16 protein-coding genes are annotated in these 23,630 nt (G+C 57.6%); 3 read left to right on the top strand and 13 right to left on the bottom strand.

The window, feature by feature from the left end; genetic code table 11:
- Positions 1-4: 4 nt before the first annotated feature.
- The 12 genes from HRQ60_RS17260 to HRQ60_RS17205 form a co-directional block, all read right to left on the bottom strand.
- Positions 5-232, bottom strand: coding sequence for a hypothetical protein (locus tag HRQ60_RS17260; RefSeq protein WP_172197928.1), 228 nt, complete (start codon positions 230-232; stop codon positions 5-7).
- 85 nt (positions 233-317) lie between these two features.
- Positions 318-1,730, bottom strand: coding sequence for a DUF4179 domain-containing protein (locus tag HRQ60_RS17255; protein WP_172197925.1), 1,413 nt, complete (start codon positions 1,728-1,730; stop codon positions 318-320).
- 15 nt (positions 1,731-1,745) lie between these two features.
- Entirely contained in the window at positions 1,746-2,252 is a 507-nt protein-coding gene (locus HRQ60_RS17250; RefSeq protein WP_172197922.1) for an RNA polymerase sigma factor, read from the bottom strand.
- 478 nt (positions 2,253-2,730) lie between these two features.
- The gene (locus HRQ60_RS17245) at positions 2,731-4,197 is read right to left on the bottom strand and encodes a DUF4179 domain-containing protein (protein WP_172197919.1); all 1,467 of its coding nucleotides are present in this window, start codon (positions 4,195-4,197) and stop codon (positions 2,731-2,733) included.
- Positions 4,198-4,242: 45 nt separating this feature from the next.
- On the bottom strand, positions 4,243-4,761 hold the full coding sequence (locus HRQ60_RS17240; RefSeq protein WP_343044727.1) for a sigma-70 family RNA polymerase sigma factor: 519 nt from the start codon (positions 4,759-4,761) through the stop codon (positions 4,243-4,245).
- Positions 4,762-4,956: 195 nt separating this feature from the next.
- Positions 4,957-7,950 carry a beta-phosphoglucomutase gene (gene pgmB / locus HRQ60_RS17235; RefSeq protein WP_172197916.1) on the bottom strand — a complete coding sequence of 998 codons (2,994 nt, stop codon included), beginning with the start codon at positions 7,948-7,950 and terminating at the stop codon, positions 4,957-4,959.
- A gap of 473 nt (positions 7,951-8,423) precedes the next feature.
- Entirely contained in the window at positions 8,424-9,650 is a 1,227-nt protein-coding gene (locus HRQ60_RS17230; RefSeq protein WP_172197913.1) for a hypothetical protein, read from the bottom strand.
- A gap of 7 nt (positions 9,651-9,657) precedes the next feature.
- On the bottom strand, positions 9,658-11,160 hold the full coding sequence (locus tag HRQ60_RS17225) for a glycosyltransferase family 2 protein (RefSeq protein WP_172197910.1): 1,503 nt from the start codon (positions 11,158-11,160) through the stop codon (positions 9,658-9,660).
- On the bottom strand, positions 11,141-12,241 hold the full coding sequence (locus tag HRQ60_RS17220) for a HEAT repeat domain-containing protein (RefSeq protein ID WP_172197907.1): 1,101 nt from the start codon (positions 12,239-12,241) through the stop codon (positions 11,141-11,143). The genes HRQ60_RS17225 and HRQ60_RS17220 overlap by 20 nt, the downstream gene beginning before the upstream one ends.
- The gene (locus HRQ60_RS17215; protein WP_172197904.1) at positions 12,238-14,019 is read right to left on the bottom strand and encodes a response regulator; all 1,782 of its coding nucleotides are present in this window, start codon (positions 14,017-14,019) and stop codon (positions 12,238-12,240) included. Before HRQ60_RS17215 ends, HRQ60_RS17220 begins: the two co-directional genes overlap by 4 nt.
- Positions 14,016-17,162: an ATP-binding protein gene (locus HRQ60_RS17210; protein WP_172197901.1), complete on the bottom strand. Its 3,147-nt coding sequence runs from the start codon at positions 17,160-17,162 to the stop codon at positions 14,016-14,018. Before HRQ60_RS17210 ends, HRQ60_RS17215 begins: the two co-directional genes overlap by 4 nt.
- Positions 17,159-17,539 (bottom strand): response regulator transcription factor, encoded by a 381-nt coding sequence (locus HRQ60_RS17205; RefSeq protein WP_172197898.1) that lies wholly within the window; start codon positions 17,537-17,539, stop codon positions 17,159-17,161. Before HRQ60_RS17205 ends, HRQ60_RS17210 begins: the two co-directional genes overlap by 4 nt.
- Positions 17,540-17,745: 206 nt before the next feature.
- On the opposite strand from HRQ60_RS17205, the gene HRQ60_RS17200 reads away from it, so the two are divergent.
- Positions 17,746-18,297: a CcdC family protein gene (locus HRQ60_RS17200; protein WP_172197895.1), complete on the top strand. Its 552-nt coding sequence runs from the start codon at positions 17,746-17,748 to the stop codon at positions 18,295-18,297.
- A gap of 734 nt (positions 18,298-19,031) precedes the next feature.
- Here the strand turns inward: HRQ60_RS17200 and HRQ60_RS17195 are convergent.
- On the bottom strand, positions 19,032-20,465 hold the full coding sequence (locus tag HRQ60_RS17195) for a glycoside hydrolase family 1 protein (protein WP_172197892.1): 1,434 nt from the start codon (positions 20,463-20,465) through the stop codon (positions 19,032-19,034).
- A gap of 95 nt (positions 20,466-20,560) precedes the next feature.
- Between HRQ60_RS17195 and HRQ60_RS17190 the strand changes: the two genes are divergently transcribed.
- Together HRQ60_RS17190 and nagZ are read left to right on the top strand one after the other, a co-directional pair.
- Positions 20,561-21,673, top strand: coding sequence for a LacI family DNA-binding transcriptional regulator (locus HRQ60_RS17190; protein WP_172197889.1), 1,113 nt, complete (start codon positions 20,561-20,563; stop codon positions 21,671-21,673).
- Between the two features lie 102 nt (positions 21,674-21,775).
- Positions 21,776-23,629 (top strand): beta-N-acetylhexosaminidase, encoded by a 1,854-nt coding sequence (nagZ, locus tag HRQ60_RS17185; protein ID WP_172197887.1) that lies wholly within the window; start codon positions 21,776-21,778, stop codon positions 23,627-23,629.
- Position 23,630 lies beyond the last annotated feature (1 nt).

Raw genomic sequence — 23,630 nt, 5'->3', positions numbered from 1 at the left:
AGCATTATTCCTCGTATGCCGCGAGTTCTTCCTGCAATTTTTCCAGCTCATTCTGGGCCTGCTCCACTTCCGAACGCAAATCGCGAAGACGCTCGTCCGCTCCGCCCTGCGAAGCCGAAATCTCGGCCTGCAGCCGCTCGATCCGGTCCAGCAGTTCCCCGATCCGGTATTCGAGATGCGCAATATCCGAAGAAGCCCCGGTCTGTGAACTGCCGCGCTGCGAATAGGTCATTGTACGCCGCCCCTTTCCGTTTTTCGTTTTTCTTACTATACCCAAACGGGAGGCTTGGAGCAAACTCGAAGCGTACGGGTGCAGATCAATCGATCCGCACTTTTACCGCTTCCATGATCGGATTGGGATAATGCACAATATGGAAGGTCAGCGGCTGAGGCCACTTTTTTTCTCCGATATAGACATATTCCAAGCTCACCTCTGCACCGTCGGCGTCCGTCTGCGAATAAGAGACGGTGCCCGATTGGTCTCCGCCTTCGGAGCTGTGTTCGACTCCGTTTCCGTCCGTGAACGTGTAGTCCAGCTGCATATTGGCCGCCATGCCTGTCGGCGTCCCTCCGGTTCTTTTGAATGCGATGTAGCCTTTGCCGTATTCTGTCCCCGCCGGTTCCAGGCTGATTCTCGAGTCCGGCGCCTTGATGACCCGCATGGCATCCGTATCCACGACAAGCGTGAGCTTGTCGCGATCCAGCGCGGAGATACCGTCGATTGCAAGCGTCAATGAATCGATATCGGGCGAAGCGGCACTTTCGAACTCCAGCGATTCTTCCGTATCCGTCTCGCTTATGGAAGAAGAACCGAGCCAAGCCAGCTCCTCAGTTCTTCCGCCGGATTCGGCGATCAGCCTTGAACGGATCAATCCGAAGATTTGCTTAGTGTTGCCTTTGTCGTAAGCGACATCAACATAGGTAGCGATCGGCGTGACGACCGTGCGCCTCACGTGGATACGTTGGCCGTCTACGGTCAAGACACGGTCGTATTCCGTCGTCCGCTCTCCCGCAGACAACGCGCGAAGGTCCAGCTCGAAAGGTACCGCGATTTCCGTTCGGTATTTCCAGCTGCTGGAAATCATAGCTTCGGGCGTATCCGGTGTCACGATCAGATTAAGCACGGAAGTCATGGAAGATTCCTCGATTTTTCCAGTCCGCGATACAGATAATGTATGGTAAGAAGTCTCTCCTGAATGAAGACGAACATCTCCACTATAGGAAGTGGCTGCGCGAAGACCTTTTGGGTATTCAACCGCCGACCCGTCAATGAGTGCGGGTTGGGCCGTATCGTTCTTGACGCTGTAGAGCAGGATCATGGAACGGCTGTCCGCCGCGGCTCCTTTCAAAGTCACGGTGTAGCCGTTTTTCTGTATCGTGCCGTTCAGAGGTACAACCGCTCCGCGATTTAATATTCCGGTCAGCTTCATGTCGCCTTCCGCCTTTTCCCGGAAAACTTCAAACGTTCCCCAATCCTGCTGCGCCGATTCAGGGGCATCCGGGCCGAAATCTCCTGCAGGCCGAAGCACGGTTAGCATCAGCAGCAGCGCCGCAGCGAAGGCCAAGCCTCCGCCCGCAATGCGCAGGAAGTTCTGGCGACGGGCGCGATTTCTTCCTTCTCCGATTCCTCTTCGGACTGCCGAATCAAGTTTGGCCTTGGATATGACGGCTGCCCGTTCTCCGGTGATCTCGGCATCCTGGCGAAGCCTTCTCTCTTCTTGTTCCTCCATTGCCTTCATACCTCCTCACAATTCCTTTTTCAACTGCTTTAAGCCTTCGCGCAGCCAGGTCTTGATCGTCCCTTCCGGCTTTTTCAATATCCGGGCAATTTCTGTCGTCGTCATATCCTGGTAATACTTGAGCATGACCGCATGCCGATATTTCGGCTTCATTCTTCCGAAAGCCCGTTCCAGATCGACCCGATCGTCGCTCTTCATTTCTTGTGCCTGTCGTTCTTCGAATTCCGCTGCCGGGAACGAGCGTTTTCTTCGGCGCAGTTCATCCATGCAGCAGTTGATCACAATCCGGATCAGCCAACTGGAGAACATCTCCGGATTTTTCAATTTCCTGCGCTTGATCCACGCCCGGCACGAAGCTTCCTGTACGGCTTCCAAAGCATCCGTTTCGCTGCGCAGATAGCTTAAGGCGATCGCATACAGTCTGCGCTGCTGCGTTTCGATCCGCCCGAAAAATAATTCTTCTTCCGAATAAGCTTCTAAGACCGCTTCCGCCTCATCCGACGTTTGACCCATTCTCTATTCCCTCCCCCTCAATTCCGTCCATTAGGCTTCTGCCGAATCGAATCGATATAGGTAAGACGCCGCTTCCGGGCAAAACGATTGATTTATTTTAACAGACGCTGGGCAAAAGAACAGAAAGACACCAAAAAGCCGCCTCCTGTAGGAGACGGCTTCAGGCAGTCGAGAAAGTCCTATTCGTTTAGTAAGCTCGTCGGCTGCGGGAGAAATTCGTTAGCGTATGCTTCCGATGTGCCTTTCTCCGAAAGGCTTTAGGTCGCGTGTTGAAATCGGGAAAAAGGATTGGATTTTAGCGGAATTTTCCCGATTTCAAAGGCGAACACTATCGTTCCTTCACTGAATTTCTCCCTCCGCCTCCTCGCTTCACTTGGCAGCAGACCTTTCTCGACACGTTGAAGCCGCCTCCTGTAGGAGACGGCTTTCGAATGGCTTACTCTTCTAACACCTAAAGAAATCGCTCTGCACCGTTGATTCATTTCAGCTTCACTTCCTTGTGTTCGAGAATTTCGTTGGCGTAGGATGCGATGGTGAAGGTAAGCGGCTGTACATAATCTTTTTGTTCATATTGGTAGCTGACCGTCGTCGATTTGCTGCCGGGCCAAATCTTGTTAATCGGAACAGCGCCGTTCACCGTAAAATCTTGCAGCGGGTATTCCCGGCCGGCTGCGTCGGTGAATGTTCTCGCAAGAGACAGCGTCGAAGATGGGTCGAATGTATTGGAAATCTTATCGAAATTGATCGGATAACCGAACAAAATGACTTCGGTATTATCCGCACCGGCATTAACGTTGGCATAAAACTGCCGGTTGGGCGCCTGCAGGACTTCGTTGGTCTTCGTGTTCACGACCAATTTCCGTTCTTCTTGGCCCATTGCTTCGATGCCTTCTACACTGAACACGACAGAGTCGGGATTTTGGGGCAGAGGTGTCCGGTTAAAAGTAAAGATGAATCGAGAGGAACCGTCTTTCAAAACTTCGGTCACGTCCACGCCGGCGCCGCCTTTCGATACAACCGTTTCCCCGTCTTTGCTCACCGTCAATTTGGCTCCGATCAATCGGGAAATATTCTTGTCGTTAGAGGCATCCGGTACAAGGACGAAATAGCCACGCTGCGGAGTGACAAGCGCCTCCTCGACATGCAGGATTTGCCCGTCGACGGTCAGGGTTTGTCCGGCAGCCAAATGCTGCTCAAGCGCTTCCGCAGCATTTGAACCGATCCGCACCTCCGTCTCCAATACGGCCAGCTTCTCGCTATTTTCGTCATAACCCGGATTAAGCGTCCGTCCGTATACCGGTGCCTGAAGCCGGAACGACTCCAGCTCTTGGCCTGCCGATCCGTTCAGTTCAAATTGGGCATACCCATACACACTGCCGTCTTGGTAAAAATCGCTGCGCGCTTCCTGCGAACCTATGACTGCACCCGAAACATTGGTGAGCGTACCCAAACTGATGGCGGCCGACTGCACGCCTTGTCCGCTAATCCGGTACAGCAGGATCAGTTTCCGGCTGTCGCGTACGGCTCCGTACAGTTCCAGCGTGTAGCCGTCTTTTTCCACTTCGATATTAAGCGGTTCTACTGCCCCTTTTTCCAGTGCGCTTCTCAGAATCGGATCGTTTTTGGTAATGGGTTTGAACACTTCGTACTCGCCCCATTTTCCGTTCTCGTCCGGCTGCTGCCCGGCTACCGCTGCCGGAACGATCGCCGATTCCCTATGTCCTAAAGCCCCTTGTTCCACTGACAGAAATACGCCGGCAGCCAGCGCTAATCCTGCGGCCGTACCGCCTGCATACGTGTAGGTTCTTTTTCTTGAGGCCGTCTTCCCCCGATTTACACCGAAACGTATAGCCTGCATCAGCTTGGCATCGTCGATCTTCCCGCTTTGGTGAAGCGATTCTTCACGGTACATCGCTCTTACACGCTTATCCTGCCCATCTTCCATTTTCATTTCCTCCCCGTACCGCAGCCGATTCCTGTCGTCTGCCGATTATTCGCTTTTTTCCATCTCCCGCATTTGTTTGAGCGCTTTGTGCAGCCAGCTCTTGACGGTCCCCTCCGGCTTGTTCAGAATCCGCGCGATCTCAACCAATGTCAGATCGTGAACATATTTCAAGATCACAACATGACGATACTTGACATGCAGCTGGTTAAGCATGTGATCCAGGTCGATCCGGTGCGAGCTGATCATTTCCGCCGACTTGTCCTCGCCTACTTTTGCCGACGGCATCACCCGCTTGCGCCTTCTCAGCTCGTCCGTGCAGCAGTTGATCAAGATCCGAATCATCCACGGCAGGAGCGCCGAGTCGTCTTTGAGCGATCTGCGTTTGATCCAGGCTTTGCAGGAGGCTTCCTGCAAAGCTTCGAGCGTATCCGCTTCGTTATGCAGATAACTGAAGGCGATCCCGTACAATTTCCGGCGGTGTTCCGCTATTTTTTCGATAAAAAGTTCTTCGTTCTCCGCCGCTGCGCGCGCATTATCCTGCTTAATTTCCAGCGGTGTGTCCACCTGCACTCCCCCTCGGCTTCAATCACACGTGTCTTCTTTTTTTAATCGATTATGTATAGTAGACGGCGTAAAGGCGACGAACGGTTTTCGGGTTTTGAAAAACACGCAAAAAAGCCGTACGGTTCTCCCTGCCGGGATAAACCGTACGGCGAAGCGGAACTTCCGCCCTCATTCATTCAACGATCCGCAGTTCCCTTACCCTCTCAGATCGCGCTTCGGAAATTCGTTCATCCATTCGCGCAGCAGCGCAGGCGTAAGTTCGGCCGGCGAAGCGACATGATGGTCGGCGTCCGGCAGCGTCTCTTCCGTGCCGATCCCTACCGCTGGCATGCCTGCGCGGTGGATCGAGATCACACCCGCTTCGGCGTCTTCGATCCCGATGCAGCGCAGCGGATGGACGCCTACGCCTTCGGCCGCGTTCAGGAAGATTTCCGCGTCCGGCTTCTGCAGCGCGACCGCGCCGGCATCCGCAACGAAGTCGAACAGATCCGTGACTCCGAGTCGGTCCAGTACGGTCGGCGCGTTGCGGCTGGCGGAAGCCAGTGCCGTGCGGATCCCGTCGCGGCGCAGCGCTTTGAGGAGCTTGCGCACGCCCGGCAGCAGCGCTTCCGGGGTCAGCGTGGTCAGCAGTTCTTTGTAGCGCTCGTTTTTGCTGTGCGCGAGTTTTTCCATTTCTTCCAGCGAATACGTCCGGTCTCCGTTTTGGAGAATAAGCTTCAGCGAAGTCATCCGGTCCACGCCTTTGAGCTTCTCGTTATGCTCGCGGTCAAACGGAATACCCAGTTCGTCGGCGAGATCTTTCCAGGCCTGATAATGCAGTTCGGCCGTGTCGGTGATGACTCCGTCGAGGTCGAACAGCACCGCGCCCAACACCCGGTTCGGCAGGGTCAGCTCTTCTTCCAGCTCCACCTCGACGCCGAAGTGTTCCAGCTTCATCGGTTCGCCTTCCAGCAGGCGGTACGTCGTGGATTCCTGAGTGGCGTTAACGTACAGTCTGCGCCCTCTCCACTTCAGCGAGAAACTGCAGCGTTCCCACTGACCCGGCAGCAGCGGACGGAAGCTCAATTTGCCTTGGTCCTGCTTCATGCCCGCGAAGCCGTTGACGATCGCAAGGCGGCTGCCGGCCATCGCGGCGGCGTGAATGCCGTCTTTGACATTGCCGTGCGTATCGTCGAGATCCAGACGCGAAGTTTCCATGAAGAATTCATAGGCCTGATCCATGTACCCAAGTTCCGAAGCGACCATCGAATGCACGCAGGCGGACAGGGACGAATCGTGCGTCGTGAGTCCTTCGTAGTAAATATATCCGCGCGCTTTCTCCGCCCGGGTGAAGCGTTCCGGCTGCACATGGAAAGCCAGGACCAGATCGGCCTGCTTCAGCACCTGGTGCCGGTAGATGTCCATCGGATGATAATGGAGCAGCAGCGGATATTTTTCTTTTGGCGTATTGGCAAAATCCCACGGAGCTTTGTGCAGGAAAGAGTCGTCTTGGCCGATCATTCCCTGCTCGCGGTAAATGAACATCTCTTCGGCCATCTTGCGCCACGAGCCCAGCTCGGCCTCGGTAACCTGGAGACGGTCGCACACTTCCTCGTATTGACCTTCGTGCTGTTCTCTCATTTCTTCCAGCAGATGGACGGTATATTCGAATTGATCCTGAACCATAACGTTCGTATAGGCGTTGTTGTTCACAAGCGCCGTATACTCGTCGGGTCCCGTAACGCCGTTGATACAGAATCCGCGGCCCGGAATGAAGCTGCCGTAACCGGCGAAGAAGCGGCTCGTCTCGATCAGGATCTCCAGTCCGTTGCCGTACTTATAGTTCGGATCGTCAACGGATTCGTTGTACAGCTTGATCGCATGGGCGATATCGGCGTTGATATGGAGCTGGGCCGTTCCGGCCGGGAAATAGGCGGACGTTTCTTCGCCGCTGATCGTTCTCCAAGGGAACAAGGCTCCTTTGAAATTCAGCTCTTCGGCGCGGCGGCGAGCTTCCGGCAGAATATAGTAGCGATAATCCAGCAGTTTGCGGGCAATCTCCGGCTCCGTATGGAGGAAGAACGGGAACACGTACATCTCGGTGTCCCAGAAGTAATGCCCCTCGTATCCTTCCCCGGTCAGTCCCTTGGCAGCCATATTGGTCCGTCCGTCGCGGCCGACGGATTGGAACACGTGGTAGGCGCTGAATCGGAGTCCCTGCTGCAGCGCATCGTCGCCTTCGACGACAATATCGGCGGACAGCCAGAATTCGTCCAGAATGCCTTCTTGAATCGCCGCGTAGCTGTCATAGCCGCGTTCCATCGCTTCGTCGAGCTGACGGATGCCTTCTCTCCACAGATCGCCGGTATTCGGTTCTTCGGAAGCATGATAGACGATATATTTCTCCATCACGAATTCGTCGCCCGGCTGCGCGGCTACCGTGAAACGTTTCTCCACTTTGCCGCTCGAAGCTTCCGTCGTCAGTTCGTACTCCCCGCCCGTCAGCTTATGCTCGACCGCACAGGCCACGTGGAATCCGGTGACCCGGGTACGCTGCATGATGCCCGCGTAGGTCCGGTCTTCGCGCATTTCCAGAGTGGTCAGCACGGGACCCGAGAACGAAGAACCCGAACGCGGATCGCCCGAAGACGACTGGTTGACGACATTGCCGTCGATCTCCGACTCGAAACGGACCGTACCTTCGAAGTTCATCGGTTTGACCGTGCAGCGCAGCAGCAGCAGATGCGGATCGTCCAGCGAAGCCATCCGCTCGAACGTGATCTCCACTTCCCGGCCTTCCAGCGAGCGCCATTGGATCGTACGGGTCACGGTGCCTTTGCGCATATCGAGCTGGCGCCAATAACCGAACAGCGTACCCTGGAATATATGTACAGGTTCGTCGTCCAGCCAGATCCGGATGATCTGGGCATCGGCCACGTTAAGCATCGTTTCGCGGTCGCGTGCCGAACCGTACGTTTCTTCCCCGTATACGATCGGAGCCGATTCGTAGAACCCGTTGATATAGGTCCCGCGCAAAGAAGTGCCCAGCGGCCCGTAATATCCTTCTTCGAAATTGCCCCGCATGCCCAGATACCCGTTGGCTACGGCAAAGATCGTCTCGTCGCGCAGATTCTGTTCGGTGTCCAGCGTATGCTCGGTCACCGTCCAAGGCTCGTAGGCATAAATCGGTCCCCCGGCTGAGTGCTTCATAATATCTTCCTCCCATTCCTTCTGTATCTCGTTCACTCTTTATCCTATTCGTTCTTTTTCACGCAGACTCCTGCTTCATTACCCAACTGGCTCCCGGTAAATAACTCGTCCATGCAGAAAAGAATACGAAAAATTTAAAGAAAGCGTATTCCTACGCAGGCCGGAAGGTGAGTCAGGCGTTGAGCAGCGGGGCCCGACCTTCTTTCCGGACGGATTCCCCGCAGCCTATAAAAAAGAGAGCCTCCGCCGGGTGGCGAAGGCTCCAAGTCAGGGTTGTGTTGAAAGGGCTTACATCTGCATTATAAGCGCAGGTTTTCGTTTTGGGAATCCCTAATTTGTCAAAAACGCGGAAGAACTTCGAAATACACGGATAAACCATCCGAAAACCCTCCGTTTCTCCCGCTGCATCCTGTTTATGCCTTTTTATCCCGGATGAAAGAGTTGGAACACCGCGTCTAAAAAGAAGACTCGCTCTATTTCTGCGGATCCCCGCCGTCTTCAAGAAGGGTGACGGACGCCGCTTCTTCAAGCACCTTGTTCATCAGCGGCACATACACATCCCAATAGAAAGCATCTTCGCTGCCCGGCGGGTCGAAGGTAAACCAGCTTTTGAACGTCGGCCAGCCTGCATAACGCCGCCAGAACGGATATTCGTCGTGATCGGCGTAATCGCCCGCGAAGTAGTAACTGACCTGGCCGGGAGCGGCGGAATCCGGCGAAGCCGAATCGGCGGTTCCCGGCGCTTCACGCCGGACAATCGCCGGAAACCGCTCGCGGATTCCGTGTTCGGCGAGCAGCGCCCGGCCGTTGCCGGTCAGCTGCAGATCGTATTCCGCCAGCACCTCGCTGCCGGACGAAGCCGTTACGATATCGAACCAATAATTATACCGGTTATCCGCATTTAGGCCGAGACGCCCGCGTCCGGCATCGGTGAACGAGATCCGCGCACCGCCTTCGGTCTCTTCGCCTTCGCGCATCACGAACAGATCGCCGTCTTCCTCGACAAACAGGAATCCGGCGCCCGTGTACGTCCATTCCCGCCCTGTCACTTCCCGGTAGCGTCCCGGCACCCAGTCCGGCACTTCGACGCCGGCCGACAGATCCGGGAAGTAGCGGGCGGTCCATCCTGTCCATTCCATGCCCAGCATTGCACTTGCCCGTTTGCGCACCGCTTCTTCCGTCGGCGCGGCCAGCGAGTTGAACTCGGCGACGATCATCGTCCCCCGGGCCGCCGCCGCTTCGATAACGTTGACATCGGCCGTTTTCAATCCGCCGTTTTGTCCCTGGGGAGCGCCGCCGCCGGCATTTGCCGGCACGTCTTCGCCCGCTTCCGCTTCTTCGCCGCTTCGCTCTTCCTCCAACCCGTAGGTATCGGCGATATAGAGCAGCTGCGGTTCGGCCTTCATCTCCGCAAGCGTCCGCTCCTGCGGACGCGTCCCGTTCTTCTCCGGATAATTGCCGTAATAATCGAGATCGTACAGATATTTGTCTCCGGTTTCCGTCCGGTACTTCTGCTGGTTCAGCACCCAGAACAGCCCTTTGTGTTCCCGGTAGCTGTCATCGGCCACCGTCTTGTCGAGCACGGCGACGGACAGCGTACGGGCGGGGCTGACTTCCCAGATGATCCACGGCAGCAGCAGAAGCAGCATCAACGCGGCCAGTCCCGCCCAGAAGCGGGGAAAAGGTTTCTTTTTTTTCAACTGCGGCTCACTCCTTCTTCTCCGGCGGAACCGGCTGCGCGCCCTGAATCGTTCCCGGTTTCTTGTTCGCTCCAAGCACATTGACCCGGGTCATCTCTCCCCAGCCGTGCTTCTTGCCGCGGAGTGCCTCGAACAAGCCCACGGTGCGCCACCACGTCATGATCGGGCGGTACCAGAACGATTCGGACAGCGCGTAAAAGAACAGCCGGAACGTATCCGAAATCCGGTTGTAATTGTGAAACCGCCATTCTTCGAACAGCACGCTCATCGTCGACATCAGCGAACCGAAGAGCAGCATGACCAGAGCCAGCACCAGCGAAATCTCCACGTTGATCCGATCCAGGAAAAAGCCCGACACGACCGTGAAATAACCGAACAGCTCCACCAGCGGTCCAAGCAGCTCGACAAACAGAAAGAACGGCATCGAGATCATTCCAACCCGGCCGTAACGGGGATTGAAGATCATTTTCTTGTGCGCCCGCAGGCTTTCGTACAATCCACGGTGCCAGCGGGTCCGCTGTCTTTTCAAGATGGTGAGGCTCTCCGGCGCTTCGGTCCAGCAGACCGGTTCGGGCACATACACGATACGGGCCTTGCTGTTCTTGCGCCGGATATGTTCGTGCAGCCGCACGGTGAGTTCCATATCTTCCCCGATCGTCCCCGTCTCGTAACCTCCGACTTCGACGACCCAGCTTTTTTTGAATACGCCGAACGCGCCGGAGACGAGCAGCAGCATATTGTAGCGGCTCAGACCGATCCGGCCCATCAGGAAAGCCCGGAGATATTCCACGACCTGCATCACGACAAGCGGCTTGTTGGACAGACGAACGCTTGCGCTGCTCAGGTAGCCGCTGTCGACCTCGCTGCCGTTGGCAATGCCCACACTGCCTCCTGTTGCCACAATTTCTTCGCCGGGACGCGCATCCATGATCGGTTTGACCACTTTGATAAACGCATCCGCATCCAGTACCGTATCGCCGTCAAGCGACACGAAGTAGGGATACCGGCAGACGTTGATCCCCACATTCAGCGCATCGGCCTTGCCTCCGTTTTCTTTGTCGACCAGCACCAGATTGGGATGCCGCAGCGACCGGTAGACGGCGCGGATCGGCTTGGTTTCTTTTTTGAGTCCCGAAAAAGGAACCCGGCCTTTCACTTCGGTCATATTGAATTCTTCCAGCATGATCGGGACAGTGCGGTCTTTCGAACCGTCGTTGACCACGACGATCTCGAACTGCTTGTAATTGATACTGAGCAGGGACCGTACGCTTCCGACGATATTGATCTCTTCGTTGTAGGCGGGCACGATAATGCTCAGCGGAGGGACAAGCTCGGTCTCCAGTACGGTGCTGTACTGGATCTCGCTGAGATCCCGTTCGCGCCACAGACTGCGCGCCGCAGCTGCGGTCAGAAACAGATAAATGCCGGCCGACAGCGCGACGTAGATCGTAATCAGGACTCCGAACACCCGGTGCACACCGGTCAGAATATCAAACCACATTCCGCTCATAAGCCCTCCTCTCCAGCGTTTCCACCGCCATGTCGCGCGCAAAACGGTCCGGATGCTCTTCGGCAACCTTCGCGATGCGTTCAAGACCGTTCCGGTAATTCGACAGCGAAGCGGCCGCTTCGCGGCGCACTTCGTAGGCGGGGTCGGCCATCAGGTTCTCCAGATGCGGTGCGAATCGTTCTTGGCGCACGGCACCGGCCAGACGGGCCTGCATCATTCGCTCGGGCCAGATAACGGCTTCGCCCTGCGAAAAACGTTCTTCCAGCACATCCGCCGCTTCCGGCGTCATATACCCGAAATTGGCCAGCGCTTTGAGCGCGCGGATCCGGGTCTCCCGGTCTTCGGAGCGCATCGATCTCTCCAGCAGCTCCAACACTTCGACCGTGCGCACATTGCCGAGCCGCAGCGTATCCAGCAGACAGCGCCGGACACGGATCGGCAGGCTGTCGAAGCGGCGCACCAGTTCCTCCAGACGCTCTCCCTGCAGCGCAACCAGCACCTGCATCAGCTGCAGATCGGAGAAGCGCTCCGCCGCAATGTCGAAATAGTCCGATGTCTCCTGCGCCTGCAGCGAAGCCAGCGTACGCACGAGCAGAAAACGTTCGTCGTCGCTGTTCGGACCGTTCTCCAGCAGGCCCAGCCGTTCGATCAACCGGTCTTTCATTCCGGTCATCCGGAACTTCTCGATATGGAGCAGCACGTTCATCCGGTCGCCCCAGCGCCGCCGGCCGAGCAGGTATTCGTACTCTTCGGCAAAATAATCCGCGGCAAAAGCATAAATCCGTTCCCGTTCCGTCTGGGACGCGCTGAGCGCAAGGCGGCTGAGCAGCGCTTCTTCCAGCGCTTCGCGGCGCAGCCCTTCGCCCGACATTTCCAAGCGGCGGCTCCGCTCTCCGCTGCCGAGATATTCGACAAGAGGGGAATCAGGATCCGCAAATCTGCGGGTCGCTTCGGCGACCTGCAGACGGTGGCGGGTCCGAAGAACCTTGCGTTCGACCAGGTAGAACAGGGTCAGACCGATTAGTACGACCAGAATGGCGACGGCTGTCCACAATACCCTCAGAACGCCCGCATCGCTCATTGGAAAGCCCCTACTTTCCCGAGCAGACGCCGGACCCGGGCTTCAAGTTCAACCATACTGAACGGCTTCGTCATGTAATCGTCGGTACCCGCACGGATCGCTTCCGCAATCCCCCGTTCGTCGCCGACACCCGTGAGCATCAGCACCGTATAGATCGGCTCGTATTCGCCGCTTCGCAGCCTTGCGAGTACTTCCATCCCGTTCATCCGGGGCATCATGCGATCGAGAATCAGCAGATAGCGGGATCCTCCGGCATGCCAGGGATCGCTCAGGAATTCTTCTCCGTCGGCAAACGAACGAATCTCCAACTCGTATTCCTCTTCCAGACTCTGAAGCTGCTGCTCCAAAATGGTGCGCATCAGAGGATCGTCGTCGATCAAAGCGAGCCTCAGTTGGGAAGCCTCCGGGCCTTCGCTTGCAGCGCCGCCGGACTTCTGGGCGCGTTCACGGCCGGCGGCCGCTTCGAGCGCCCGAACCGCACCGGACAGCGCCCGCTGCCGCGTGAATCCTTCCTGGGCTTCGACGACGCCGTGCAGAGCCGTAACGTCCACCTCGCGGGTCATCGCGCCGATCTCCTCGTCGAGCAGGATCCGCTCCAGGAACTCGCCGCTCTGGTCCGCATTCATCCCCGGCTGCAGCAGATAAAACCGGCCGGCGCGATCCCGCGCCCAGATATCGCGCGGTTTGAGCAGGCGGCGAACGGCATCCGAGAAGTCTTTGAGCAGGCGGTCGCCTTCGCGGTAGCCGGTCCGCTCGTTCAAGCGGCGCAGACCGTCCAACTCGACAGCGGCCAGCGCAAGCGGTTCGTTCAGCTCGCCGAGCAGACCGATTCGGCGGGTCAGCTCGCTTTCAAGAAACGGCATCCCGTAAGCGCCTGTGGTCTGATCCAGCATTAGCTGCGCGGTCACCCGACGCCGGTGCCGGATCAAACGGCGGATCCGCACGACAAATTCGTCGGGATTCATCGGTTTGGTCAAGAAATCGTCGGCGCCTTCTTCGTAAGCCTTCAGGCGCGTGGCGTCGTCGCTTTTGGCCGTCATCAGCACTACGGGAATCATATAGCGGTCGCACAGTTCGCGCAGCCGTCCCATCAGTTCGAATCCGTTTTGTTCCGGCAGCAGAACGTCAAGCACCGCGCAGTCCGGTCTCATTTCGTAGAACCATTCCACCGCTTTGTCGAAACGGGGCGTGGCAAACACGGTGAATCCGCGCGACTCCAGGATATCTTTTAACAGCGCCAGCAGTCCCAGATCGTCGTCGAGCAGCAGCACCGTCCCTTCGGACTCCGCTTTCTCTTCGAATTCTTCCGTAAATTCCGGCTGCTCCCGCCGCGGCACCTGCGGTGCCGATTCTACGGGAACCGCTCCGGCTTCGGCATCCGGCGAACCCGTCAGATTCGACAGCGCCCGGCGCAGATTATGCCCGTCGGACGGCGGCCCGTCCGGTCCGGAATTCCCGGAAGCCGGCGCCGGGTACAAGCCCGCGCCGCTCTCGCTTGGCCAGTCGCCTCGGCCCGGCACTTCAAGCAGCCGCCGCAGCATTTCCAGCCGCTCCGACAGCTCTTCTCCCGTAAAGACGCGGTCTCCTTCTTCACGGAAATCGTTCATCAGACGAAGCGACACTTCATACCACTGCTGCAGACCGATGGTCCCCGAAGTTCCCTTGATCGAGTGCAGCATTCGGTAGACGGTGCGCTCGTCCGTTCTTGCGTCCGGATTCAGCATGCGGTCCAGATTCTCCGCCGCCTGTTGGGTGAATAGTTTCTGGTATTTATTCATAAAGGGGTCTCCTTATCTTCGCTTCCGATCTCCACGATCGAAAAATCCGAGTTCACTTCGACCTGACGGATATCCAGTCCTTTTTGTTCCAGCGAAGCTCTGGCAAACGGCTCGCTCGGCGCGGGAATGGCAAGAGCGGGACGGGACGGCGGATCTTCGATCAGCCGCCGGCCAAGCGCCAGCAGTTCCTTTACCGTAAACGGCTTGCGCAAATAGGTTTCCAGGTCCGCTTCTTCATAATCCTGCGGCGGATCGAGCGCCGAGGAGATCACAATCGGAATTTGCAGGCTGCCTTGTTCGCCCGCCAGCAGCCGGATAAAGTCCCAACCGTCCAGTTCGCCGGCCAGGGACAGATCGACGATGCCCAGCACGGGCGGACGGTTCTCCGGAGATTGACGCAGGGCAAGCAGCGCCGCTTCGGCTTCGGAGAACAGCACCGCCGGACGTCCGTCTTCCCGGAACGCTTCCAGGATCAGACGCCCGAGACTTTCGTCGTCTTCGAGAATCAGCACGGCGCCGGCCGGATTCGCAAGTTCCAGCATCGGCAGCTCGAAGCGGAAGACGCTGCCTTCCCCGAGCGTCGAATCGAACGAAATTGCGCCGCCCATATCTTCGATCATTTCTTTGACGATCGCAAGTCCGAGTCCGGTTCCGCCGATCTGTCTCCGGTCGGAATTGTCGACCCGGTAGAACTTCCCGAACAGCTTGGATTTGGCTTCCTCGGGAATTCCCAATCCGTAATCGCGGATCTCGACGATCCAGCGGTCTTCGCCGCGGCGGATCGCACATTCAACGACTTCTTTGCCCGGCGAGTATTTGATCGCGTTGCTGAGCAGATTATGGAAGATCTGCTTCAGACGGTCTCCGTCGCTTCGCACCGCGCAGACGCCTTCGGGCAGGCTCAACCGCACCGCATGGCCCGAACGGCCGTCCCATTGGGCCGCCATATCTTCCGCAATCGGCTTGAGATCCAGAGGCAGCATGCGGTAATTCTGCTTGCCCGCTTCGATCCGCTGGAGATCGAGAAAGTCTCCGATCAGCCCCGACAGACGTTTGGCTTCGCCGTGGATGGTTCCGATATATTTCTGCGCTTTCTCCGGCTTGACGCTGCGGTTCAGCATCAGTTCGCTGAATCCCAGAATACTGGCCAGCGGCGTACGAAGTTCATGCGAGACAACGCTGACAAACTCGTCGCGCATCCGGTTCGTCTCTTCTTCTTCGGTCCGGTCCCGGAAAACGAACAGCCGGACATCGCCCCAAACGACATCTTCGATCCGCCGGATATAAACCTCGAAATACCGGGCGGACTGACCGGGAGGCTCGAACGAATAGCGTGTCCGTCCCCCGTCCAGATCGGAAGCGAGCGCCGTGCGTATACGATCCCCCGCATCGGCGACAATGCCAAGCTTATCGTTCATCTCGTCCATCGCTTCGGCGAAATTCCGGCCCGTGCAGAAGGTCGGATCCAGCAGTTCGCCCGTAATCCGGTTGCACATCAGGATTTCGCCCTGCGGGCTGCAGACGATCAAGGCTTCGTTGATCGAATCGATCACCTGCTGCGTAGCGTCGCGCTGATCGCCGAGATTGCGCTTCTCCTGTTCCAAAGCGCGGTTGAGCCGGTTCATCTCGCGGTTCTGCCGCTGGCGTTCCGCCTGGGTGAGCTGGGCGAACAGCGCTCCGATAAACTGCCGGATCAATCCGTCCGCAAGTTCCTCTTCGCCTTGTTCCGGCGAGCGGTCGCCATAGAGAGTCAGCAGCAGGAAGCCTGCCGGACGCTCCTCGCCCACTCCGTCATAGACGGGATAATAGGTATCCACGGCGGACTCGTAAGCGCCGTGCGCCCCTTTCTCGGCACCCGATACGGGGCGGCGCCGCGAAACGGGGCGATTGGTCCGCATCGCCTGCAGCGCCGGTCCGGCCGGTTCGCCTTCGAATCCTTCCGCCGACAGCGGATAACCGCCGCTGTACAGCACTTCGTATCCCCGTTCGCCAAAGCGTTCCAGAATCGTCTGCCGGGTCTCTTCTTCGGCGGACGGTCCGCCGGACTCCGACGATCCGCCGTCTTTGGACCCTTCGTTTCGGAAAACGAGCATCCCGGCATCCCGCCCGGTTACAAGCAGCAGCTGCCCGATCGCCCGTTCCAGAAAATCGCCCAGATCCGTCAAACCGACCAGCGACTGCTGATAGGCGTTGATCGCTTCCAGCTGCTGTTCGCGGTGCGTCAGCTGCTCAAGCGTCCGCTCCAATTTCCGGCGCTGTTCAAGAATCTGTTCGTTCTGCGCTTCCAGCTCGTCGTTCTGCGCTTCCAGTTCTTCGCGCTGCTCTTCCATCCGGACCAGATTGTTTTCCAGTTCATATTGACGGCTGCGAATGCCTTCGGCCATGCGGCCGATTCCGCCGAGCAGACTGCCGATCTCGTCGCCCCGCGAAGACCCGCCGAGTTCCACGATTTCGCCGCGCTCGATTTTCCCTACCGCGGCCTCCGCGGCCACAATCGGTTGGATAAACGACCTTTTCAGATAGCGGATCAGCAGCAGGGCCGCTCCAAGCGCCGCGATCAGCGCAAGTGCCGTTACAAGCAGAATGATATAGCCCAGTGTGCGAATCTGTGCCGTCAGATCTCCGATCCGTTCGCGCTGCATATCGACCAGTCCGGCAAATTCCGTTTCCATTCTCCGGACAAGCGCGCTGCCTTGCGATTCGGACAACTCCGCAAGCGCCGCAATATCGCCGGCTCCGATCAGATTCATGGCCTGGGCCGAATACCGGTCAAAACGTTCGTTCAATCCTTCCAGTTCGGTCACTCCGCTTAATCCCTGCTGCACCGCTCCGGCATAGGCATGCTCCAGCGCGTGGAACAGCCGGTCGTATTCTTCCCGGGACGATACCGACTGCTGATACAGATCTTCCCGTTCGTAGGCGGCATAAGCCCGCAGATAGGAGACCGTCTCAAGAAAAGCCCGTTCGGTATCCTGCAGCAAATTCAGCCGCTCGATCCGCTCGTCGAGTTCGTCGGACAGCGAGACATACTGACGGTGCACGATCAGCTCCGCCGCCGCAAGCAGCACGCCAAGCACAAGAAACAGCGTCAGGATCCCGTAAACGATACGCCGCGACAGGCTTCCGGAAGTTCCTTCCTTCATGACGGCTGCTCTCCGGCCAGCTTATGCACGATCTCTGTCAGTTCGACCGGACTGAACGGCTTCGAGACAAACCTTGTCACGCCAGCCTGTATCGCCTGCTCCCGGTCTTTCTCTTCCGCTTTGGCGGTCAGCAAAATAACAGGCTTGTCCGCGTTTCTGCCGCCTTCGCTGCGCAGCCAGCGGCAGACTTCCAGACCGGTCGCTTCGGGCATCATGTAGTCGAGAATAATCAGGTCGTACTCGCCGTAGCGCAGACTGTCCATCGCAAGTCTGCCGTCTTCGGCCTCGTCGATATCGTACCCTTCATCCTCCAGCGTTTCCGTCAGCAAAAACCGCAGGACCATTTCGTCTTCGGCAATCAGAATCTTCTTCTTCATGTTGGCCACTCCGTTCCTTTAAAGGCTGCCGGGTTTGGAAGCCGATGGGATTTGCGCTCTTATTCCTAATCTTACCCCAAAACGATTCGTTCGTGCGAAAGCGTCTTTAAAAACCTCCCGTTTGGTATGGTATAATGAAGCCGCGGCCTTTTTGGCACGCTTTTTGCGATTTTGCAGCGACTCCACCAAGAGAAGGGGCCCAATAGATGATAGACTGGATCAATTCCGTATTCGACCGATTTTTCTCGCTGAACCCGATTCTGCTGAGCGTCCTGTTCACCTTGTTCTTCGCGGGCATGGCGTTCATGGCGCTGTTCATGCGGATGAAAGCCAGCAAACGCCCGCTGACCGCACGCAAGATCATGATGCCCCCCATCGGGATGGCCACCGGCTTCTTCATGTTCGTGATCCGCGATATCCAGATTCCGTGGACGGGCGCGCTGATCGCGTTCCTCGTCGGCTGGTTCCTGTTCGCGTACCCGCTCATTCTCGGCACCAAGTTCGAGCAGATCGGCAGCGACCTGTTCGTCAAAAGGTCCAAAGCGTTTCTGTTCATCCTCGTCATATTGATCGTGATCCGGCTCGCTCTGCACGGATACGTCGAACAGTTCGTGACGCTTCCGCAGACCGGCGGCGTGTTCTTCATCCTCGCGTTCGGCATGATCCTGCATTGGCGTCTCAACATGCTGCTGCGCTTCAAGCGCATGACGGGCGGCTCGACGGGCGGCGGCACGCCGGCGGGTGCGGCGGAAGCTTGAGACGCTGACGCAGCCTGCCGCCGCGTTCCCCGGGACTCGCCAGGCGAACCGCGCGCATTCGCATTCGCATTCGCATTCGCATTCGCATTCGCATTCGCAAACTATACGTCCCGGAATAACTGCGAGAAAACACCTATTTCGCTTCAAGAGAACCTTTTTGGAAAATAACTGCCCCAGAGCAGTTATTTTTCGTTTACAGCCATTTTTCCACCGCTTTTCGCCAAATAAGTGTTCTGAGGCAGTTATTTTGAAAAAAGCGGCGGAATTCGGGAAAATAACTGCCGCTGCGCAGGTATTTGCTCTGACGTACTCGCCTCTGTCGTGACTGTCTATGCCGTGCCCGCAAGTTTGCGAAACGCTACGGAACCCAGCGCCTGCACGCCCCACGCGCCCGACCTCCCGACGCGCAACATCCACCAACGCACGCACCAAAAAGACGCCTTCCTCTAATAAGGAAGGCGTCAGGCTGTCGAAAAAGTCCTATTCGTTGTAGAAGCTCGTCAGCTGCGGGAGAAATTCGTTCCGGTCGCGTGTTGAAATCGGGGAAAAGAATTGGAATTTAGCGGAATTTCCCCGATTTCAAAGGCGAACACTATCGTTCCTTCACTGAATTTCTCCCTCCGCCTCCTCACTTTGTTTGGAATCAGACTTTCTCGACACGTTGGACGCCTTCCTCTAATAAGGAAGGCGTATTTCTTTTTCACACGCAGCCCGCAGTCACTCCGGCTCGAAGCTTAACGCTTCAGACTTTTGCCGTTCGTCGCGATCACTTCTTTGTACCAGTTAAACGATTTCTTCTTGTAGCGCTCAAGCGTGCCGCTGCCGTCGTCGTGACGGTCCACGTAGATGAAGCCGTAGCGCTTCTTGAGCTGCGCCGTGGAGGCGCTGACGAGGTCGATACAGCCCCAGGTCGTGTAGCCCATCACTTCGACGCCGTCTTCGATCGCTTCGCCGACCTGCACAAGGTGATCGTTCAGGTAATTGATGCGGTAGTCGTCTTCGACGGTCTTCTCGCCCCGATCGTTCGTGGTCAGCTCGTCGACCGCGCCGAGTCCGTTCTCCACGATGAAGAGCGGCTTCTGGTATCTGTCCCAGAACGAGTTCAGCACGTAGCGCAGGCCCTGCGGATCGATCTGCCAGCCCCACTCGCTCGCTTTGAGGTGAGGGTTCGGCACGCCGCCGAGCAGGTTGCCTTCGCCCTGGATTTTTTTCTCGGGATCGGCCGTTTCGCAAATGCTCATGTAATAGCTGAACGAGATAAAATCGACCGTGTGCTTGAGCGCTTCCGCGTCGCCGTCTTCGAATTTGATCTCGATGCCGTTCTCGCGCAGATAGCGCTTCATGTAGCCCGGATACACGCCGCGCACGTGGATGTCGGCGAACGCCATGTTTTTGTGATCGGATTCCATGGCCTGGATCACGTCGTCCGGGTTCGGCGTCAGCGGATAAATCGGCATGCTGAGCACCATGCAGCCGATCTGGAAGTTCGGGTTGATCTCGTGTCCGACTTTGACCGTCTTGGCGCTTGCGACCAGTTCGTGGTGAATCGCCTGGTACAGATCCTGCTTGCTCAGGTCTTTTTTCGGCGTCGAGATGCCTCCGCTCATGAACGGCGCTTCGAGGATCGAGTTGATCTCGTTGAACGTCAGCCAGTATTTAACCTTGTCTTTGTAGCGCTTGAACACCGTCGTCGCGTAATGCACGTAGAAGTCGACCAGCTTGCGGTTGACCCAGCCGTCGTACTGACGCGACAGATGCAGCGGCGTCTCGTAGTGGGAGATCGTCACGAGCGGCTCGATTCCGTATTTATGGCATTCGTCGAACAGCTCGTCGTAGAACTTCAGGCCTTCTTCGTTCGGCTCGGCTTCGTCGCCTTTGGGGAAAATGCGCGACCAGGCGATCGAGGTACGGAACACTTTGAAGCCCATTTCGGCAAACAGCTTCACGTCTTCCTTGTATCGGTTATAGAAGTCGATTCCGATCAGCTTCATGTTGTCTTCCGTCGGCGCTTCCGTGATCAGCGGGTCGCCGCCGTGTCCGGCGAAGCCGCCTTTTGGCGTAACGTCCTGGATCGACCAGCCCTTCCCGTCCGTCTGGTAGGCGCCTTCCAATTGGTTCGCCGCTACCGCGCCGCCCCACAAAAAGTTTTCCGGAAACTGTGTGCTCATATCGATTCACTCCTGTGTGTTAGAATGGATAAAGAAGTCTTGATTCCAGCATAAACCGTGAAACGCGTTCCACGTCAACCCCAAGGAGCGACCCTATGTCCAATCTTGAAGAAATCGCGAAATTGAGCGGATTTTCCAAAGCGACCGTCTCCCGCGTCTTGAACAAATCCCGCCATGTCAGTCCCGAGACCCGGGAGAAGATCCTGAACGTCATCCGCGAAATGGACTATGTGCCGAACCGCAACGCCGTCTCTCTCTCCAAAGGCAAAACACTGCAGATCGGCATGGTAACGGAAAATATCAGCGAAGTAATTCTCCCGTTCATGACCCGGTTTGTCGAAGTGGCGGCGGAGCACGGGTTCCAAACGATTATCTACACCTCCGATTCCGACCGGAAGCGGGAGCTTCAGGCCTTCGAGGATCTGAAGCAAAAAAGAGTCGACGGTCTGCTGATCATTACGTGCGTCAACGAGCTGTCCCTGGTCAGCTCATACGGCAAATACGGACCGATCGTCTCCTGGCAGCGGACGGACCGCCCGGATATTCCGTCCGTGGCGATGGATCAATACGACGGCTACCGCCTGGCGGTGGAGCATCTGCTGTCGCTCGGAATTACGAATATCGCCAATGCGTTCGGACGGCCGAGCAGCTTGAATACCAAACGCCGGGCGCAGGCTTACGAAGACCTTATGACGCAGCGCGGCCTTGAGGTTCGGCGCGACTGGTATTTCGAAGCCGTGTACCATATGGCCGGCGGACAAGAGACGGTTCGCCGACTGTTGGCGGGTTCGGCCGACAGACAGCCGGATCCGGGCTGCCGCGAATCGAAGCGGCATCCGGCCGATCGAAGCGCCGTGCGGCCAAATCTTCTGCCCGAAACGGATGCCCGGATTGCCGGACTGCAAAATCGCCGAGAATCTTCGGCCGCCGAATCGGCGGTCCCGCAGGCCGCGATCTGCGCCAACGATTTTGTGGCGGCCGGCGTGCTCAGCGAAGCGCGGCGGCTCGGTTGGAACGTTCCGGGCGAGCTGCGCATCGTCGGGTTCGACAATATGCCGATCGCCGAGACGCTTGGTCTCACGACCGTTCAGAACCCGATCCGCGATCAGGCTTATAACGCGTTTTCCCTGCTTTCCCCCGGCCTGCTCGGACGCCCGCTTCCGCTGAAGCCGCTCGAGTTCGGTCTGGTCGTGCGGGAAACGACGTAAAGTTCCGCCCGAAACCATACACACCATTCATCGCCGCTCCGGGTTCTCCGAAGCGCAGACGATATTTGTGATAACCCATTAAGGAAAGGAGCCGATGTCTTCATGGCTCGCAGCAACCGAAGATCTTCCTCTTCTATAAAAATAGGATCCGCCGTTCTCATCCTGCTCGTCTTGATCGCCGGCACGGCTTGGTTCCTCCAAGGACGCCAAGCGCCGCAGACCGCCCCGCCTTCCGCTTCGGCAGGCGGAGAAAGTGCCGCTGCGCAGGGCGAGAACGAGGTTCTCCCCGATTCCGAGGCGTCCGCCCAGCAGATCGAAACCATTGTCGCACTCGCCCGTGAAGGCCGGATCGAAACCGCAGCCTTCACGGTCGGACGTACAAGCCTCGACGAAGTGAAGAAGGAATGGAACGCTCCCGGCAGAACTTCGCAAAGCGGCAGCGCCGTGTATGCGGAATACCCGCAGCATTCCGCCGCGGTCGGCTACCGCGGCAATAAGGTCATCGATCTGCGATCCGACGACGAGTCGCTGAAGAGTATCCGCTACCGCGATATTCTAAGCGAGCTCGGCGAAGCGGACAGCGTCAAGACTTACCAAGACGATACCGTCGATCAGATCATCCTCGGCTACGACCTGCCCGGCGGTTACGTCCTGCGATGGGTGCTGCCCAAACCGTGGGCCGGAGAAGGAACCGAAATCCAGGAAAACCCTGCGCTTGACCATATTTCCGTCATCCGCACAGCCTCTTCGGCTGCTGCGGCGGCTCCCGCCGACACTTCGACCGCTCCCGCCGATGATGCAGCTCCCGCGGTACCTTCGAAACCGCAGACAGGCGGCAGTTCGTCCAAGCCCGCGGCCGGCAGCCCAGACAAACCGGCGGCGGGCTCGGCCGAAGCGCCGGACAAGCCGGCCGCGGACCCTGCCGTGCCGGGTTCCGGCAGCAGCGCGGCCAAGACGCTTGCCGGCATGACGCTCGAAGAGAAGATCGGCCAGATGATGATCGCCGGCGTTGAGGGCACTTCGCTGCGCGCAGCGGACCGGGCCCTTATTCAAGATCACGGCGTAGGCGGGGTCATTTTCTACGCGGACAATATCGATTCGGCCGCGCAGACGAAGAAATTCGCCGCCGAAGTCCAAGCCGCGAATCCGGAACCGGCTCTTCCGCTGCTCGTCAGCGTCGATCAGGAAGGCGGACGGGTAGCCCGGCTCAAGGGCGTCGACAAGATTCCCACAGCCGGCGCGATCGGCCAACGCGGCGACGCGGCCTATGCCCGATCGATCGGCGAACGGCTCGGCAATCAACTGCTCTCGCAGGGCTTCAATCTCGACTACGCGCCGGTGCTTGATGTGAACAGCAATCCGGACAATCCGGTCATCGGCGACCGCTCGTTTGGCGCGGATGCGGCCTTGGTATCGAAGCTCGGGATTCCGGTCATGCAGGGACTCGAATCCAAGAACGTGATTCCCGTGGTCAAGCACTTCCCCGGCCACGGCGACACGTCGGTCGATTCGCATATCTCGCTGCCCGTCGTGAACAAGACCCTGGCGCAGCTCGATAAGCTGGAGCTGATTCCGTTCAAAAAAGCGATCGCCGCAGACGCGGATGTCGTCATGATTGCCCATATTCTGCTGCCCAAACTCGATAAACAATATCCTTCTTCCTTGTCCAAAGCGGTCATCACCGATCTGCTGCGCGGCAAATTGGGCTTCAAAGGCGTGGTGATGACGGACGATATGACGATGGGAGCGATCGCCAAAAATTACGGAATCGGCGAAGCGGCCGTCCAATCGGTCAAAGCCGGCAGCGATATCGTGCTTGTTGCGCACGGTGCCGACAATGCGATCGATTCGATCACGGCGATCAAACAGGCGGTGAAATCCGGCGCGATCTCCGAGAAGCGGATCGACGAAAGTGTTCTCCGCATTCTCGCTCTCAAAGCGAAGTATTTGAAATAAT

This window comes from Saccharibacillus qingshengii (assembly GCF_013185195.1).
Taxonomy (GTDB): domain Bacteria; phylum Bacillota; class Bacilli; order Paenibacillales; family Paenibacillaceae; genus Saccharibacillus; species Saccharibacillus qingshengii.
Note: the sequence above shows the minus strand (reverse complement) of the source record. Positions and strands in the feature narration are given on the sequence as shown.